This window comes from Pseudomonas quasicaspiana (genome assembly GCF_021147825.1).
Classification (GTDB): Bacteria; Pseudomonadota; Gammaproteobacteria; order Pseudomonadales; family Pseudomonadaceae; genus Aquipseudomonas; species Aquipseudomonas quasicaspiana.
In genome coordinates this window covers 1-16,446 of sequence record NZ_JAGTPI010000061.1, presented here as the reverse complement: position 1 = coordinate 16,446, position 16,446 = coordinate 1, and the positions used below count along the sequence as shown (strand labels likewise).

At 58.0% G+C, this 16,446-nt stretch carries 21 protein-coding genes and 1 pseudogene; 6 read left to right on the top strand and 16 right to left on the bottom strand.

Features of this window, described 5'->3' with window-relative positions:
• Positions 1-81 precede the first annotated feature (81 nt).
• The 16 genes from KDX30_RS24690 to KDX30_RS24615 all read right to left on the bottom strand — a co-directional run bounded on the left by KDX30_RS24690 (position 82) and on the right by KDX30_RS24615 (position 12,471).
• Entirely contained in the window at positions 82-903 is an 822-nt protein-coding gene (locus KDX30_RS24690; RefSeq protein WP_231677745.1) for a hypothetical protein, read from the bottom strand.
• Positions 903-1,508 carry a YmfQ family protein gene (locus KDX30_RS24685; RefSeq protein ID WP_049827079.1) on the bottom strand — a complete coding sequence of 202 codons (606 nt, stop codon included), beginning with the start codon at positions 1,506-1,508 and terminating at the stop codon, positions 903-905. The genes KDX30_RS24690 and KDX30_RS24685 overlap by 1 nt, the downstream gene beginning before the upstream one ends.
• The gene (locus KDX30_RS24680) at positions 1,499-2,542 is read right to left on the bottom strand and encodes a baseplate J/gp47 family protein (protein ID WP_099268572.1); all 1,044 of its coding nucleotides are present in this window, start codon (positions 2,540-2,542) and stop codon (positions 1,499-1,501) included. Before KDX30_RS24680 ends, KDX30_RS24685 begins: the two co-directional genes overlap by 10 nt.
• On the bottom strand, positions 2,532-2,927 hold the full coding sequence (locus tag KDX30_RS24675; RefSeq protein WP_373562210.1) for a phage GP46 family protein: 396 nt from the start codon (positions 2,925-2,927) through the stop codon (positions 2,532-2,534). Before KDX30_RS24675 ends, KDX30_RS24680 begins: the two co-directional genes overlap by 11 nt.
• Positions 2,928-2,935: 8 nt before the next feature.
• Positions 2,936-3,472 carry a phage baseplate assembly protein V gene (locus KDX30_RS24670; protein ID WP_231677744.1) on the bottom strand — a complete coding sequence of 179 codons (537 nt, stop codon included), beginning with the start codon at positions 3,470-3,472 and terminating at the stop codon, positions 2,936-2,938.
• A 41-nt stretch (positions 3,473-3,513) separates the two neighbouring features.
• Positions 3,514-4,557, bottom strand: coding sequence for a phage baseplate assembly protein (locus tag KDX30_RS24665; protein WP_231677743.1), 1,044 nt, complete (start codon positions 4,555-4,557; stop codon positions 3,514-3,516).
• Between the two features lie 4 nt (positions 4,558-4,561).
• Positions 4,562-5,803 carry a DNA circularization protein gene (locus KDX30_RS24660; protein ID WP_122396265.1) on the bottom strand — a complete coding sequence of 414 codons (1,242 nt, stop codon included), beginning with the start codon at positions 5,801-5,803 and terminating at the stop codon, positions 4,562-4,564.
• Positions 5,804-5,827: 24 nt separating this feature from the next.
• Positions 5,828-7,687: a phage tail tape measure protein gene (locus tag KDX30_RS24655; RefSeq protein ID WP_231677742.1), complete on the bottom strand. Its 1,860-nt coding sequence runs from the start codon at positions 7,685-7,687 to the stop codon at positions 5,828-5,830.
• Positions 7,688-7,816: 129 nt separating this feature from the next.
• Positions 7,817-8,116 carry a phage tail assembly protein gene (locus KDX30_RS24650; protein WP_231677741.1) on the bottom strand — a complete coding sequence of 100 codons (300 nt, stop codon included), beginning with the start codon at positions 8,114-8,116 and terminating at the stop codon, positions 7,817-7,819.
• Positions 8,116-8,463, bottom strand: coding sequence for a phage tail tube protein (locus KDX30_RS24645; protein ID WP_087264743.1), 348 nt, complete (start codon positions 8,461-8,463; stop codon positions 8,116-8,118). The genes KDX30_RS24650 and KDX30_RS24645 overlap by 1 nt, the downstream gene beginning before the upstream one ends.
• A gap of 60 nt (positions 8,464-8,523) precedes the next feature.
• Complete coding sequence (locus tag KDX30_RS24640; protein ID WP_122708081.1) at positions 8,524-10,020, bottom strand: phage tail sheath C-terminal domain-containing protein; 1,497 nt, start codon at positions 10,018-10,020, stop codon at positions 8,524-8,526.
• On the bottom strand, positions 10,017-10,208 hold the full coding sequence (locus KDX30_RS24635; RefSeq protein WP_231677740.1) for a DUF2635 domain-containing protein: 192 nt from the start codon (positions 10,206-10,208) through the stop codon (positions 10,017-10,019). The genes KDX30_RS24640 and KDX30_RS24635 overlap by 4 nt, the downstream gene beginning before the upstream one ends.
• On the bottom strand, positions 10,205-10,795 hold the full coding sequence (locus KDX30_RS24630; protein ID WP_231677739.1) for a phage tail terminator protein: 591 nt from the start codon (positions 10,793-10,795) through the stop codon (positions 10,205-10,207). Before KDX30_RS24630 ends, KDX30_RS24635 begins: the two co-directional genes overlap by 4 nt.
• A 132-nt stretch (positions 10,796-10,927) precedes the next feature.
• Positions 10,928-11,221, bottom strand: a complete 294-nt coding sequence (locus tag KDX30_RS24625) for a phage holin family protein (RefSeq protein WP_049827083.1) — start codon at positions 11,219-11,221, stop codon at positions 10,928-10,930.
• Entirely contained in the window at positions 11,214-11,582 is a 369-nt protein-coding gene (locus tag KDX30_RS24620) for a putative holin (RefSeq protein ID WP_027901682.1), read from the bottom strand. Before KDX30_RS24620 ends, KDX30_RS24625 begins: the two co-directional genes overlap by 8 nt.
• Positions 11,583-12,054: 472 nt before the next feature.
• Positions 12,055-12,471, bottom strand: a complete 417-nt coding sequence (locus KDX30_RS24615; RefSeq protein WP_231677738.1) for a hypothetical protein — start codon at positions 12,469-12,471, stop codon at positions 12,055-12,057.
• Positions 12,472-12,669: 198 nt separating this feature from the next.
• On the opposite strand from KDX30_RS24615, the gene KDX30_RS24610 reads away from it, so the two are divergent.
• From KDX30_RS24610 to KDX30_RS29920, 6 genes and pseudogenes are all read left to right on the top strand, one after another.
• On the top strand, positions 12,670-13,377 hold the full coding sequence (locus tag KDX30_RS24610) for an XRE family transcriptional regulator (protein ID WP_027901684.1): 708 nt from the start codon (positions 12,670-12,672) through the stop codon (positions 13,375-13,377).
• A gap of 155 nt (positions 13,378-13,532) precedes the next feature.
• Positions 13,533-13,784, top strand: coding sequence for a DUF1654 domain-containing protein (locus KDX30_RS24605; protein ID WP_164706238.1), 252 nt, complete (start codon positions 13,533-13,535; stop codon positions 13,782-13,784).
• Positions 13,785-13,886: 102 nt separating this feature from the next.
• Positions 13,887-14,078 carry a hypothetical protein gene (locus KDX30_RS24600; protein ID WP_231677737.1) on the top strand — a complete coding sequence of 64 codons (192 nt, stop codon included), beginning with the start codon at positions 13,887-13,889 and terminating at the stop codon, positions 14,076-14,078.
• A complete protein-coding gene (locus KDX30_RS24595) occupies positions 14,075-14,317 on the top strand; it encodes a pyocin activator PrtN family protein (protein WP_099268585.1) in 243 nt (80 codons plus the stop codon). Before KDX30_RS24600 ends, KDX30_RS24595 begins: the two co-directional genes overlap by 4 nt.
• Before the next feature lie 270 nt (positions 14,318-14,587).
• A pseudogene (locus KDX30_RS29925) lies at positions 14,588-15,316 on the top strand (MCP four helix bundle domain-containing protein); the annotation flags it as partial.
• Positions 15,317-15,355: 39 nt separating this feature from the next.
• Positions 15,356-16,219 (top strand): methyl-accepting chemotaxis protein, encoded by an 864-nt coding sequence (locus tag KDX30_RS29920; RefSeq protein WP_371856720.1) that lies wholly within the window; start codon positions 15,356-15,358, stop codon positions 16,217-16,219.
• Positions 16,220-16,446: the final 227 nt, after the last annotated feature.

The window sequence follows — 16,446 nt, the reverse complement described above, 5'->3', positions numbered from 1 at the left end:
GTGCCCCATAAATTAATTTAATGCAAAACAGTCAATCCAGCCACGCCAACCTGACTAAGTGTCTGACGACCAGAAAGACTGCTACTGAAAAAGCTGCCACACCGTCATGTCGCTATAAGTTTCATTACTCCCCAGACTAAGTGCATAACCAAACCCGTAGGTGTTTAACGATGCAGCAGCGAGAAGTTGAAGCTCAACGGTCTTGGGCGCGCTCAAGGTGAATGACCCCATGATGTGAGCAAGCGAGTTAGTGAGGTTGGCAGACCCGACGGCGCCGTTCCCGATTCCTTCCAGTAGAGGAACAGAATCGGTGACGCTGTAAAATCTCAGTCGAGCGTTGGAGATATTGCCCAAGGCTGACTGCCCGATCACGAAGTATGTGCCAGCAGGTAGCGTCAGTTGGTTAGAGGTCAGGGTTGCACCTGGGATGTTATTGGCTACTACGGTGTTCAGGTCACGGGTGCGCCATGCGCCAGCCGTGTAGGTTCCACCTGAAGTACCCAGCGGTTTGACATCGCGAAAATTTGCAAAACGTCGAGCAAAGCTGATAGCGCCGGTTGCGACCTGATTCACCGCTAGTTTGAGCGGTGTAACTGCTGACGTATTGTCGTTACCGCCATCAACTTGGGTTTGCGTCGCAAACTTGGCTATGCCCGCTTTTTCCTCAGTGGCGATATCTGGTAAACCATCCATAACCAACTTCTCAATCGCCCCCACCAACTGATCATTCTGCCCCTCAGTCGGCACCAACTCCGCAGCCTCAATAACGTTGATAATTTCCGACGTCATGGCGTTGCCCCAGTCCGCGGTGATCAATGATCCCACCTGGCCGGTGACATTGCTTTCATCGACAAACCGGCCATCTACCAGCCCGACGTTGGGCACGCTTTTTGGAAAATCCATTATTCATTTACCCCGTAATTTATAAACTCGTGCGCGTGTGCAGGCACTGCGCGGCGGATGACGCATTCGAAAGCGCTGCTGGGGTTAACGCCGAAACGCTCGCCCCAATGGCTGGTGTTGAAGCGACGGCCCAGTCGCAAGCGGGGGCCGGTGTTGAGGGTCCACATGTACTGCGCTGACCAAGTGCCAAAACGAGCTTTACCGAACCGGGCATTGCCAAAGCGCGGCGTGCGGTATTCGGTGACGGTCGCTTGCAGGTACCCCACCGAAATCGCCAGTTGTACGAAGAACGCGGGTGACTGCCCGCCCACTTCTGTCAGGCGACGGCGGACGGCCAGTTGTCGGTCTTCGAAGGTGGGGTTCACGCCCAGGCATGGATCGGGAAGGCCCATGACATGCTCCCAGTCCGGGACCAGTTCGCGTACCCGGTCTGGATCGCTTTCACCCAGCAAGTCAGAAAGACGCAAGTCTTCGCGGGCCAGTTCGAGTGATCCGGCTTCGAGCAGTTGATGAATTTCCGGCACCCGCTCTGCATCCCATGCGGGCCCCGGCGGCAGCAGTGCCTTGAGCTGCGCGTAGTACGCAGCGGCGGTTCTTATCGCCATAAGATGCCTCCAAAAGTGGGCAGCTCATTGGCACCTGGCTGTACGTTGCCGAGTGGGGCGAACAGGGTGTGATCCTTTTCGCCTGCCGCGCCGCTGATGGCTTCGGCGATGTGGCTGGCGAGCAGGACAACGCCGAGGTCGGCTTCGCGGCTGTGCAGGTCAATCAGTGCGTCTTCCACGGCAGCACGAATGGCGCCGCTGTCCGGAGTCAATTTGATTTCGTACTGGATCGGCAGCTCGACCGGCGCGAACACTCGTACTTCCGCAGTCACCGGGCGCATCGATTCGATGTAGTCGTAAACGCGTTGCAGTTGCTCGGCGTTGGGGATCGGATCGATATCGCCGTCGCGCACAACGAACACGCCAACCGTGCCCGGTCCCATCCAGTGCCTGCGCACCCAGGCCCGCGTCACGCCGGGCACTTCCAGCGCCCAGGTGACGTAGTCACTTTGATTGCCGCCATGGGGCACTACCGCGTAGGAACGCATGACCTTGGCCCGTAATGCCTCGAGGCTTTCCTGCTCGGTGCCGCCGGTCAGACCCGGCTCAAGTACCACGAAGGTATCGGCGACACCGGCCACCGGCGAAACGGTGGTCAAGCGAGTCGCCGCCGACGTGTTGCCCAGAATGCCTGGCACCACGGCTTCCAGTTTTACCGAACCGCTCAACGCCGTGAGCGTGACTGACAGCGACACTTTGAACAGCGCACCATCGCCTTCACGTTGCAGCAATGTCCCGGCATCCAGCACCGCGCCCGCCACACCGGTGAAACTGGCAGTGCCCGCTGAACTCACTGCGGGCAGATAGCTGCGCCTGAGCCGCAGCCGGGCCATGCGCAGCAGGTTTTCTTCATCGGCGGTGTCGGGCAGGATTTGCGCGGCGATGTAGTGTTGATGCCCGTAGCGACCATAGGAAGCGGCACCATTGATGCGCGCCAGCACCTCGGCGTCAGAGCGCAGCAGTGCGCTCGAACCGGCCAGATCGCTCCGGGCGCGGCTGATCAGTTCGGGAAGAGAGGGAGTTTTAAACGGCATTGATCACCAGCCATAAATTATCGAGATAAATTTCCACTGTGGCGCCGCCCGTCAAGGCCAGCCTCACCCGCATGTCGAGCCGTTCGGCACCGCGTGTGATGTCGATCAGGACGGCCGAAACCCGGCCGTCATCGAGCATCCATTGCAGTGCTTCACGGGCGTAATCCTGGGCATCGCGTTCAGTCTGAGCGGTGAGCGTGCGGCGGCGCAGCAGGTACAGCCGCGAGCCGATCTGGTCATCGGTGACCGTGGGAAAACTGTCGCCCCACCAGCCGTAGCGCTCCGGGTCGTCCAGCTTGTCGTCCACCCCGGCCCGCCGCCATGTCAGCAGGCTGATGATTGCCGCGCGACGCCAGGCCAGCTCGGTAGTTGCTTCATTGATCACGCTCATGGCTAGCCTCCCGGCACTGGTTTTTTGTCCGAGCCTTCATGCACGTGCGTGACCAGACTGACGCCCGCAGCGACCTGATCGCCCGACGACTCGATGCGCCCGGTGGTGCTGATCAGCGGCGTATCGAAGGTCACCCCGCCGCTCGCCTTGACGCTGAAGTTTGTGGTGTTCAGATCCACAGAATCAGTGGCATTGATCTGCAAGGTCAGGGTCTGCAACTCGATGACGCGATTGCGTTTGAAGTGGATGAAATCCCCCTCATCGGTGTGCAGCGCCACCTCGCCGTTCTTCAGACCGGTCATACGAAAGCGGCGATCTGAAACACAGATCACCACGCCGTGTGACCGATCACCGCCGATAAAAGCGGTCAGGCCCTCAGCTCCGGGATGGGGGTTGGAGGTGTAGCCATACGGCTCGAAGTGTTCGAGACCGTCCTTTACCTCGTCGGCGGTCAAGGTCATTTGCAGGGACTGAATCGCCCCGGCCGGGTTGACCAGATTGACGACTCCGCGGACGAGCGTGTTCAGCAGCTCTCTCATGTCGAAGGCCTCCAGTAAGTAAAAAGTGGGTGAACGATGGTTTACGTGGCTTTGCTCAAGCCTTTGGGTTCAGGCAGAAACGCTTCGATAGGTGCGACCGTGAGTTCAGCGGTGGTGCCGCTTTCCCCCAGGTCGTACTGGATCTGGCTGATCAGCATGTCCTGGTCATCGCCCAGCAACCGATCGACGATGCGCACGATCATGTTTTCCCGCCAGAGATCGCCATTCGATTGCCGCCAGCCCTGAATCTTGTAGGTGCGGGTCAGCGCCTTGCCCTTGCGGCTGGCGCGCTCCCAGTCGGCGCGAGATTGAGCGAGTTCCGGAGTCAACTGGCTCTGCTCATGAATGTGCTTGAGCCGCTTGCGAGGTCGAATGTCGTCCAAGGCCGTGGCCTTGACCTGCGCCGCTTTGTCGGCCGGTTCTCCATCCTCTCGCTTGCGCTGTCCGGTCACCAGGTATTCAGAGAACACCGCGGAATAGTCCTTTTGCGCAGAGCCGCTGAGAATATTCTTTCCGAGTTCCAGACGGTCAACAGCCCGACCGCTGCTACCGGGAGCAACAATCACTAAATGCCCCTTACCGTCATCTGTGGAAAACAAACGGGATAGCGTGAGTAACTTGTCGATGGACTCGAACACGGTTTCGCCCGGCGTAATAACGTGTTCCTTTACCGGGAACGTCTTGGCGACCTCGCTGAGAACCTCGACGCCATAGGGCGCGGCCAACGCCTGAACGATGACCTGCACACTCTGTTTTTTCCATTGACTGGAGGAGCCCGTTGCGGCGCAGTCGACCAGATCTGCAGTGAGCGAACGCCCGGCCACGGAACGCGTCACGCTGTTAGCGTCATAGCTGATCGGGGTCGAATAAACGTGCCCCGTCAGCACAAGGTCCGCACCAATCCGAATTTCGCAGGGAGCGCCTTGCTTGACCGGAACTTCCATGTCCTCGCCCGGCCAGCGCCAAGAGACGCCCAAAGTAAAAGTCCGCGCCTGTTGCTCGATACCGGCGGTGATACTGACTGTTTTCCAGCCACGGTAATCCCTGCCGTCGACGCTGAGCGTGACGACGTTTTGCAAGTCCATGGGTTTACTCCTGAGCGACTTGAAGGATCGCTGCCGGCAAAAAGCCTGGGTGAGGAATGCTGTTGCGCGCGACGATTTCATCACCGCGTGTGGCGTCCGCAAACTGCCGGAACGCCAGCACCACAGCAGGCACTGATTCTTTGGGCGACACGTCGACAAGATTGACTCCTGAACGCGCAACAGCGGTCAGGTGTTCCCTCATACGTTTGCGAACCGCTTCGATGCGCTCGAAGTGCTCGTGATCAGCCAGCAGCGCCGCTTGCCAAAGCACATCACTGAGAGCGTCACGCAATTGCGTGATGTCGGCTGCAACCGGTACTTCGGGCCGTGCCACCGGGGTGGCAACCTGCTGCTCCAGACTGGGCACTCCCGGCAATGCCGAAGGCGCCGCAACCACTGGCATGGCCGAGGCCAGACGGAGAGCATCGGCCAGCACCACATCGCGAACCAACTCACGTGTAGCAGTCACGGCTGCGACCGTGGCCGCGCCTCCCGCAGCCGTTGCCGGACTCACCAGCCCGAGCACCGTTTCCACCTTGGTCATGGCCTGGCGTTGCGAGGTTTTGAAGCGATCAAACTCGCCGGTCATGCTGGAGAATTGCGCCCCCAGCATCGTTGACAGGTTCTCCGGAAAATTGGCCAGTGTGTCCGCCAGCGAAGCCGCCGAACTGACAAAGCCGGTCAACTGACTGAACTCGTGCTGAATCGCCAACTGCACTCCGGCAATGCCGTTCTGCAGGGCGGTCATGCTGATCCGCGCTTTATTGACCAAAGCCATCGCGTTCTTGTATCGGGTCAATGCCGAATCCAGAAAACTCCGGTTTTCCATTTCGAGCAGCCTGGCGGTGTTGGCCACCCCGACGGGGTAACCTTTTTCACCCGCTTCCACGAACGACAGAGAGAATCTCGCGATTCCCCCATCGGCCCGCGCCTGCTTGACCTGACACCCCTCAGTTGCAGTCACGGTCATGCGCCCGAACCAGGGGTGAATCAACTCCCCTGAGCCGGGTTGATCGAGTGCGTGCAACAGGTTGTCGCGCTGCACAAAGCAATCGTCTCCAATGACAAACGCCTCGAAGGTGATCGCCCGGGTTTTGCGCCCCATGTCTTCGACCAAAGGCCGATCACGCTGGGGATATTCATGCAACTGCGTGCGCCGCCCCACTACCGTACTGTCACTGTCGACCCAAAAGCCGACACCACGGAACGAGGCCGACTGCAGGTCATCCCGCCAAGTCTTACTCATGTCGCTGTCCTTTATTTCGAGAGGCTACTGCTGCGAGAGGCTGCGAACGCCCCTTTGCGATATCGAGAAGCCCGGCTGATTGGTTTGAGCCTCGCCAACGGTGGTGCCCGGTGGCGCGTTCTGGAACTGCACGGTCAACGCGCCTTGCAGGTTCATGCGGTTGTTGGCCGCCGCCTGCTGATTGAGCGACCCGGCCATGATCAGGCTGCCGGGCGCACCGGCTTCAGTTGACCGCAAAAGTGAATTGACTGATGCGCCGCCTTGAGTGAGATTGCGCTGTGCCTGTTCGTCGCGGACAAGCTGGGCGGCATTGGCCATGACGAACTGACCCGTGCCCCCGCCGATGTTCGTATTGACCTTGACTGCGTCACTGCCACCGAAGAACGCCATGATCGAAGAAATAATGGGTTCAATTGTCGTCCAGATCGATTTGAACAAACCAATGATCGGCTCCCAGTTAGCTTTGACGCTCGTCAGCGGGGACCAGGAAAGAACCTCGGTGATTCCCTCCCAAGCCGCCATTACTGACGTTTGAATCGTCGTCCAGACCTCCTGAAAGAAGCCCGATACAGCTGACCAGTTGGCAATCAACAAGCCTGCTGCGAGGGCAATCCCACGCACGACGAGCCCCACAGGATTGGCGCCGATAACCGTGCTCATGACAGCACTGGCGACCGTCGCCGCCACCACCGCCAAACGCAAGAACGTAAACCCCGCCGCTGCTCCGGCGATGCTTCTGACCAAGCCGGGATTGGCCTCGGTAAACGCCGAGACCTTGCTGATCAAAGGTCCGATCGTACCGAGGAAATCATTGACCGGCGGCAACAGTGCCGTGCCAATCGCGACGCCCAATCGCGTCGTCTGGTTATTCATCAACTGCAGCGCACTCTCGGTTGTCGACGCGCGCGCTGCATAAACCTCCTGCATAGAGCCGGCATATTTCTGGCTGTTGCCAACCAGTTGAAAGTTACGGGACAGCGCATCGAGACCGTTCACCAGCGGAGCAGCGGATGAGTCACCGAACAACTGGGACAGCATCGCGCTCTGTTTGCCCCTCTCCAGCGCATTCAGCTTGGTCAGCACATTACTGATCGTACCCTCCGCATCCGCGGACATGCCTTGGGATACCGCCTGCGCATCCAGTCCCAAAGCCTTGAACGCTTGCTGCTGGCCCTCGGTAGCGAGGACGCCCGCTGTAAGCGTTTGCGTGAAGTTGCGCATGCTGGTCGCCGCAGCCTCTTCAGACATGCCGCTTCGAGCGAAAACAGCGCCCATCGCGGCGGTCTGCCCCGCACTTAACCCGGACGTGCCTGCGGCAGTGACGATGCGGGAAACTTTCCCCGTGTCTACACCACCGGCCCGGCCCAGTTGAGTGATCTGATCTGCCAGCGCCACCACTTCAGTCTGGTTCAGTTTGAAGTCTGTCCGCCACCGCGCCATCATCGCGCCGGACTGTTCCCCGGTCTGATCGAAAGCAATGCCCATCTTCAAAGCATCTTCGGCAAACGTTTTCAGTTCTTCACGGGCAACGCCCGATTGTCCGCCCAGCGCAAACACTTGCGCGATGCCCGCAGCGGACACCGGCAGCTTTTCCGACAGGTCGAGCACATCCTTGCTCATCGCCTTGAATTGCTCAGGCGTCTGAAAATCAACCACCCGCCTGACCCTGGCCATAGAGCTTTCAAAGGCAATAGCGGCTTTCGCGCCATCAACGAAGGGCTTCATCAGCCCCTCCTTGCCGGTCAAAGTATCCATGAAGGGAATATTGCCCAAGGCGCTCAAGGATTTACTCAAGGTCGAGATTTCTTTCTGCGCGTTTTTGAGCTGGGGCGACAGCTTGTCGACGCCGGTCATGACCACCATGACTTGAATGTTATTAGCCATTATTCCCCCGTTGCTCTTCGAGAATTCGAAAGGCATGCCACTCGCTTTCCAGAATTACATCCAAAGGTCTTCCCATGAGCACCTCAGGGTCCGACCTCCAGAAGTAAGCGAGGTCGTACACCACGCCGATCAGGTCGGCGACGCCACCGAAGCGCTCTGCAGGAAAAAACCGATGATTTTCCACACCAGGCTGTTCAGGTCCGCCAGGTCCAGTTGGTTGACTGATCCCGCCGGAATGGCTGCGCACACCGCGATGTATTTGCAGGCTGCTTCGATATCCGCCACCGGCATCGACGAGTCGGAAAGGGTGTAAGGCAGCACTTTTATCGCCCGACACTCCTCAGCCGTCGGGCGACGCAGGTGCAACTCGGTGAGCTCCTGACCGTGTGCCTTGATGGCGACGGCCAGGGGAAAGGTCTCTTTACTCATCACTGCCAGTCCCCCGAGATGCCTTCGAATTTGAGGCTGACCTTGCCGTCCTCACTGGTACTGGTCATGTCATCTACTGCGTACGCGCCGCTGAGCACGTAAGTGGTGCCGTCGTTGAACTCGGCGGTGACCGTCATGTTGGTGCCGGTTTCGATTTTTGCCCGAGGGAAATCGACGGTACGAATCGCGTCAACCTTGATGAACGGCGTCACTTCGTTTTCCTTGAAGTAGCCGACCACCACGGTTTCGCGCTTGACCCGGGACATCGGCACTTCTACCGCGCCCGTGATGACCAGCTGTTCGCCGTCGACCTTGATGTAGCAAGTACCCGCAACTTTCTGACCCATGTGAATCTCCACGAAAAAGCCCGCACAGGGCGGGCTTGGAATGACGTTTGATTAAGCGGCTCAGGCCGCGTCGGAATACTGCAGACGGAACTGATACAACAGCGCGAACACGCGCAGTTGATTGACCAGATCCGGCGGATACAACACGTTCAGGCGATTCGGATTAGTCGCGTCGCGCTCAACGATCAGGTTGTCCTTGAAGGCGTCGATGTTCTCGACAATCCCCAGACGCACCAGCTCACCATAAGCTGCGATCAGCTCACCGCGAATCACCTTCGGGGTCACCATGCGCTGGCCGGGGCCGAACTTGGTGCCGTCGTTCGCCAGTTTATGGCGACCGTATTTGCTGGTGATGCGGGTACGCAGGAAACGCAGTACATACGCCGACTGGTGCAGCGGCTCGCTGTCCAGGTACGAGTCATCCGGCTGGTTGTACGCGTTACGCTGATACGTGGTAATCGCCCGCTGGATGCGCATCGCACTGCCCGAATACTCGAACGTGGCGATGCCGCTGCCGAGCAACGACTGGTATTCATCCAGCATGAAACGGTCACTGACCGCTGCAGGCTCGATGGCCCCCAACTCACCCGATTGCGTCGGGCATGCAGGATCGGCGCTGATGAACACCGCAGTGCGTGCGCTGAACTGTGCGGCGACTTCCCATACTGGTTGCGGAATGCTTTTTTCCATGGCGCCGATAGACACCGATGGGTCATTGCGCAGCTTGCCCGCAGCCACCAAGGCACCCAACGTACCGCGTTTTGCACTGTAAACCCGACCGTAAATCTGCTTCGCCCAGGACCAGCGACCCGAGGTGAAGTCCATGGTGGATTTCCAGTAATCCAGCGTTGCGGCGTCCGTCCATGGCTGACTGATGAACTCGAACGGCTCATCGCCAAGCGCGGCCAGTGCGGCGGCCATTTCCGGCGTGCCGACACCACCGGCCATCGCGGCCACAACCACTTCCAGACCGGCTGGCAGTTGCTCGCCATTGGCGGCACCCAGTCGGTTGAAGCTCAACTGGATATCGTTGCCCAGCTCGCCTTTGAACTTGCTGACCAGCGTGACGACGCCCGCTTCGGCGGTAGCCGTCACCGGCAGATCGGTGGCCGCATTGATAGCGCTCAGCAACGCAGCAGCTGCTTCGGCGGCCGTGGCCAGTTCAGGCACGATAGCTCGCACCCGAACGCCGCCCACATACAAGTTCAGCAGGCCGGCCGCGGTGGCGGTACCGGTCAGCGTGACCTTGCCTTGCGCATTGGTGCCGGACTCGATCTTGAGTGGCAGGCACCAGACCTCGCCTGCAACATCGATCTTGCGATGCGCTGCATGCATGGCCCACAACATCGAACCAGCGCCGCCAATGGCACGCGCTTCGGTGCTGCGCGAGATCAGCACCAGGCGGCCGATGTCTTCACTGGTTGCATCGTCGTTGACCTGACCGATGATCAGGCGTCGCAGACTGGAAGCACCGCTGTTGGCCATTGAGTTATCAAGCTCGGCGTAGAACAGAGGTACACGAAGATCGGATGGAATCTGGCTGAAACCTACAGTCATTTGGCGGCACTCCCTTTTGCTTTGGGCAGGGCTGAAGCCGTACCCACAATTACGTCAGCATCATTGATCCGTCGCTGCCAGTAGGCAGTCAGCGGTACTTCGTAGCCCTCGGCGGACAGCAGTTCGCCGCCCCGGGCCGGATCCGGAACAGCCCCGCCTTCGGCAGGTTTCACATGCACTCGTTTCACTGGGGTATATCCTCACGGGTTTTGAATTCGAAGCGGCCATCCGGGCCGCGCTCTGTCAGGTTTCGGTCGACCATCGGGTCAATGAAGTCGATATCCATATCGACTCCCTCAAGCAGTGGCAGGCCATCGTTGACCTGCTCCTGCCACGTTTCTGGAGCCCCGGCCGGGTCACTGCGACCCAGCATGAACTCGGTGAAAAAGCGGAATTGGTAAACCACCCGGTTCTCGTCGATCAGCAACATCGAGCTGCCGCTGTACTGCAAAGGATCGTCTTCAGCTTCAGGCTGAAAACCCACCAGAGCAGCCCAGAGCTGAACGCGAATGCTGTGAAGTTCCTGAGTCGCGGCCTGGCCGTATTGATCACGGTTAGCCAGCGCAACGTTGATCACGTATTGCTCACGGACGATGTGCCGGACCACATTGGTGGTGGATTCCTGAGCCGTATCGCCCGCCGTCAGGACATAGGCGGCGGGCATCGCAAGCTGGTCGTCGGTGCGGGCGCTGTCCCATTGCAGACCGCCAGCGACCCGGCCTTGAAAACCGGGGCAGCGCTCGCTTATCTGTGCGATCAAAGTTGTTACGTTCATTTCAGAACTCCAGTTTCAGAACTCCAGACACGACAAAGCCCCGGGAACGGGGCTTTGCAGTGCTGATAAAAAGTGGCTCAAAAACCCGCCGAATGCGGGCTCTCAGAAGCTATTGGCGTGCAGGCATCGAGCTCACTCTCCGATCTTCCAGACTTGCGCCAGGTTGCCGTTGCTCTGGTATACAGAGCCGACAAATACCGCCAGGATCATGACCAGCGGCCAGGCCTGAACCGGCATGACCAGCATGCCTTTGCAGATGTAAACCATCACCGTGCCAGCGCTGACCATCACCAGCCAGGCCAGACAGCTCATGTTGCGGCGAAACCGTGCGCCCTTGCGGCGAAACGTGAAGAGCCTTACGAACAGGCCCATGCATAACCAGAACGTCACCTGGGTAAGCAGTGCGCTAATCAGAGGCTTATCCATCATGACCTCCAGGCTGCCCGGTCTCTAATCTGCCGCGCCGTTTGATGGCTGCCAGCGCCACAGTGACCACCAGCACGGATGCCCCGAATGCGGCGGGCCCTGAATACTTGAAAGGGCGAATACCCCAGAATTCGAAGTCCACTAAAGCGGGGGCGAACAAATAACCCATTACAAATGACACCATCAGAAAAACCATCCGCTTCCAGACCGGCATTTCTTCTGTGGTGGTAAAGAACACCAATGCACCCGCCAATGCGCCGATGGCGGCGAGCGTATCGATGCCTGTCAACAATCCTGCGAAACCCGCACCGGCCGCACCAGCGACCACGACAGATGCGGCCGTGCTCGCTGGCTCGGCCATGCTCATACTCCATTGCTATTCCCGGGGGAAAAAGAAACCCCGCCGAAGCGGGGTGGGTGACTGCCTGTAAAAGGCCTGATGACGTGGCTGAAAAGCCTGCCTGCCGCTGCTGCCTCAGGCGTAAATCTCAGATCGTGCCGCCTTTGTACCTGCCGCCGGAAAGCATGGGAAGAGGCGATTTTGAGGTGGTTCAGATGCGACTGGAACGCGACAGGAATGTGACCACAACACGACAAAGTCGCTCGACGAATGGTTGCCAGGTCGTCGTTTGAAGAGCTTGGCAAGCGGATGTCTTGTAGGAGCACGCCTTGTGTCCATGACAAAGCGCTGTCGCGAAGTAAACAAAGGATCTGTAGGAGCGCACGAGCACCGCGAGGCCGCGATTGCGTTCTGCCTGACACACCGCAATCGCGGCCTCGCGTTGCTCGTGCGCTCCTACAGGAAGTAAATTTCAACTAAGGGCTTGCATGCGTCACGCGCTGGACGGCACGGCACGCTTGCTCGTACTCGCCATCACTATCGACATCACCTGCTCATGCAACCGCTGCACCCGGTTGCGATAGGTTCGGTCAGCCCCTTCGGCAATTCCTGCGGTGCGCATCTGTTCGCGGATCGGAACAAGTTCGCAGTAACGTTGCGTTGCCAGTCTGGCCAAAGCTGCCTGACCGGGTGTGCGTTGCAATTGCGCAACGGCGCGATCTATTGCGGTGGCGATGGTGTCCATGCCCGTGCCGCCGCTATCCAGGATGCGAGACCCCGGCGTGCTGCGCGGTGGTGCCCCGCCCCATTCAATCAATGCGCCCAACTGACTGCCTAAACCGCCACCCAGACCTCGCTCGCGGGTTTGCTCACCCCAATGCACCATCAACTTTTCGATTTCCTTGATCATTTTGTTCCCTCGCCATTCAACTCAATGTCCGCCACAGCAGGCATTGTGAAAAAACCCGAAGCGCAACCCGCCGACCTGACCGAAGTCAGGCAAACCGTCGCAACCTGAGGGATGAGCAAAAAGATTAGCAATCGCTAATATTTACATCAATAGCAAAATGTAATTTACTGTCTGCTAACGCATAGCGATGATTAAGCCATGGATATTTACGAACAACGCCTTAGAGCCCTTCGCCATGCTATGGCTGGCCTCACTCAAAAAGACTTCGCCAACCAGTTCGGTCTGGACGCGTCTTATTTATCGCAATTGCTGAACGGCCATCGAAAGCTGGGGGAAAAGGCTGCCGCCACCCTAGAGGGCAAGATTGATCTGCCCGCAGGCACGCTGGTTTCTCCAGATACCAATGATCTGCTCGAGGGGGCAGCACCTAAAACAGTGGCTCCCGTGGACACCAAAAGAGTCATGGAGTCCTTGGGGTTCATCACCATCCCGCACCTCAACGTCGCCGCTTCGATGGGCCACGGTCTGGTGCCGGAAAATCAGGTCGAAGTCATTCGCGAGATGACGGTCCACCTCGACTGGCTGAAAACCCAGGGAGTGCCGTATTCCAGCCTTGAAAATCTGGCGATCATCACCGGTGATGGCGACAGCATGGAGGGCACCTTTCGCGATGGCGACTCGTTGCTGGTAGACCGGGGAATTACCGAAATCCGCACTGATGCGGTGTACGTGTTTACTCTGGACGGTGATTTATTCATCAAGCGCCTGCAGCGAATGACCGGAGGCGCGCTGCGGATGATCTCGGACAATCCTGTTTACCCCCCGATCATGATCGACGGCGCTGATCTGGAGAAAATCCATATTCAGGCGCGAGTGTTGCTCGTGTGGAATGCCAGGAAGCTTTGAGCCACTGAGCCTTTGAACCAGGCCGATGAATGCGCCCGCCGATGCGGGCTTTTTTATGGGCGAGCCAAAAAAGAGTACACACGTACTCTTTTTCTCTTGCCGTTCAGCTCATCGATATTTACTGTATGTATATACATAACGCCAAGGAGGACCACATGTCCAAGACGCAAACCAGAGCCCTTGCCCCCCCTACGTCGCTTGAACTGCTTGGGGCACGCCTTCAGAAAGTCATCACCTCCCCCGCCGCTCGTAAGGAGCACGCAGCGCTGGTCTACAAGGCCCCGGATGAGTCCCAGCAAGACTGGGATCAGATCATTGATGCCATCACCGAGACCGACGGTGTCTATGCAAACGTTCAGGAAGACGGATCCGTCCGCGTGTTCTGGGACGTACCGGCTCAAGATTGAGCAATCCCTTCAGAGGAATAGAAATATTTAGCAAATGCTATTGTATAAATATTTAGCCATTGCTAATTTAATCTCGTACCCATTCATTACCGAGTACGAGTCATGAAAATTTCAAAACACCACCCTCGCTGCCAGGTGTACCTGCATCCGGCAGCAGCTTCGAGTCCTGAGGCGGTTCGGGCTATCCAACAGCAAGTCGGCCTGCTTCTGATCATCACCCCGAAAAAACGACGTGAGTCGTGCAAACCAGCCAGTGCACATGAATTCAACCCTTGGGGAGGCGACGCGGCATGAGCCAGACACTCAATCAACTGCGGTCCGAATTTGCCACGCCCTGCCCGACTCTGAGCGCCGTTCGAGAGCGATATTTCTCCCACATATCGAGCGACCGGTATCTGATGCGCAAGATCAGCAGTGGCGCAATTGCCCTGAAAGTCACACGGCTGGGCGGTTCCAGCAAAGGACAGCCAGTGGTGTACCTGCACAATCTCGCGGACTATCTGGATGCTCAAGATCAATTACAGGCTGCATGACCCTTGCGAATGCCGCTGTCCGACAGCGGCATTGATTTCATTCTTGCAAAGCAAAGACTGGTGACCCACATCTGCGTTTCCAGCAAAAGTCATGCAGGCGATCAGCTAGCACGACATGTCTAAATCAATGCTCTTAACCAATACTGCTGATATTTAAGACTTTTTTCTGCTTATTACTGGATATTTCAAAATAATCAGCTAAGTGGCCTAAAGCTGAAACGTTAAACGTCGATAGGTTACTAACGTTTCCTCTCTCGACAGGCTATTCGCATGAATCTGAGAAATCTCAACATTGCCCCCCGATCGCTGCTCTGTTTTGGCTTTTTTGCCTTACTGATCACCGCTCTGGGCCTGTTCTCATTACAGCAGTCAGTTGGCCTGAAAGAATCACGAGAGGCACTGCAGGACAACGTATTGCCGACCGTTCAGACCATTGAGCAGATCAAGACCGATCTGGTGACCATCCGATTGGGCAACACCGGCTTGCGAGCAGCATCAGATGCAGAAGGAGCCAAGCGCCAGCTTGATCGCATCAGCCAGGCACGTACCGGCCTGGAAACAGACGTGCGCAAGCTGAAACCTCTGTTGATCACGGAGGCTGGCCAGAAAGCGTTCAGCAGCATGGAGCGCAACCTGATGGCATACCTTGCCGTGCATGCGCGCTTTCTGGACGCGGTCGCCCAGAAGCGTGAAGACCTGATCAACGCAATGACCAACGCCACGGGTGAGATGACTCAGGCTGCGGAACAGTTGAGCAAGGACATCACCGAAGTTTCGCGCCTGGCCGACCTCAAGATGGCCGAGTCCGATGCCATTGCTGACCAGACCTATTCTCAATCTCGCAACGTCACTATCATCGCTATCATCGTGGCACTTATTGCAACCCTCGGCCTGGCTGCACTGTTCACCCGCAGTCTGGTTGCCCCCATTGCCAAGGCATTGGCCGTTGCTCAGCAAATTGCTGCCAACGACCTTAGCAAGCCAATCGATGTAGACGGCAAGGATGAACCGGGCCGATTGCTGCAAGCGCTGTCGGTGATGCAACAAAACCTGCGTCGCACACTGGGTGAACTGAGCGATTCATCATCGCAACTGGCGTCGACTTCCGAAGAAATGACCGCCGTCACTGAAGATTCATTGCGCGGCGTACAGCGTCAGAACGATGAAATCAATCAGGCTGCCACGGCCATCAACCAGATGAGCGCGGCCGTTGAAGAAGTCGCACGCAATGCATCGCTGGCCTCCACAGCCGCACGCGACTCCAGCCAGTCTGCAGAAAATGGCAGCAAGCGAGTTGGTGAAACCGTGAGCGTGATCAATGAACTGCATCAGGCGGTCGGCGTCACTGCGGTTGAAATCGACGGGCTGGCGGTACAAGTGCAGGGCATCAGCGGCGTGCTGGATGTGATTCGTGGCATCGCCGACCAGACCAATCTGCTCGCTCTTAACGCAGCTATCGAAGCGGCACGAGCGGGCGAAGCCGGTCGTGGCTTTGCGGTGGTGGCCGACGAGGTTCGGGCACTGGCCCACCGTACTCAGCAGTCCACTGCCGAAATCGAAAAAATGATCGCCTCGATTCAGGACGGTGCCGGTAAAGCGGTCAGCGCCATGGGCCACAGCAGTGAGCGCGCACGCGCCAGTCTTGATGTCGCCGAAGCGGCTGGCCTGGCGCTGAAGGAAATCACTGCCGCTATTGTGCAGATCAACGAACGCAATATGAGTATTGCCTCGGCCACTGAAGAGCAGGCGCAAGTCGCCCGGGAAGTTGACCGCAACCTGACCAGTATCCGCGACCTGTCTTTGCAGACCTCAGCCGGAGCCAACCAGACCTCGGCGGCCAGCAGCGAGCTGTCGCAACTGGCGGTGGGGCTGAATCAGTTGGCACTGCGCTTCAAGATGTGAGGGTGATTTTTCTGTAGCAAGCATGCCTGTTCCGGTAGCAGGAATGCATTCCCCTGTGGGAGCAGGGCTTGCCCGCGATAAGGCTGGACACGGTTCACTTTGGATCGCAGTGTCCTTATCGCGGGCAAGCCCTGCTCCTATCAAACAAACTACAACTATTTGATTTGGAGTACTTTTTCATCTGTAGGAGCGCGCTTGCCCGCGATCGCGTCAGCACAGGCAATATA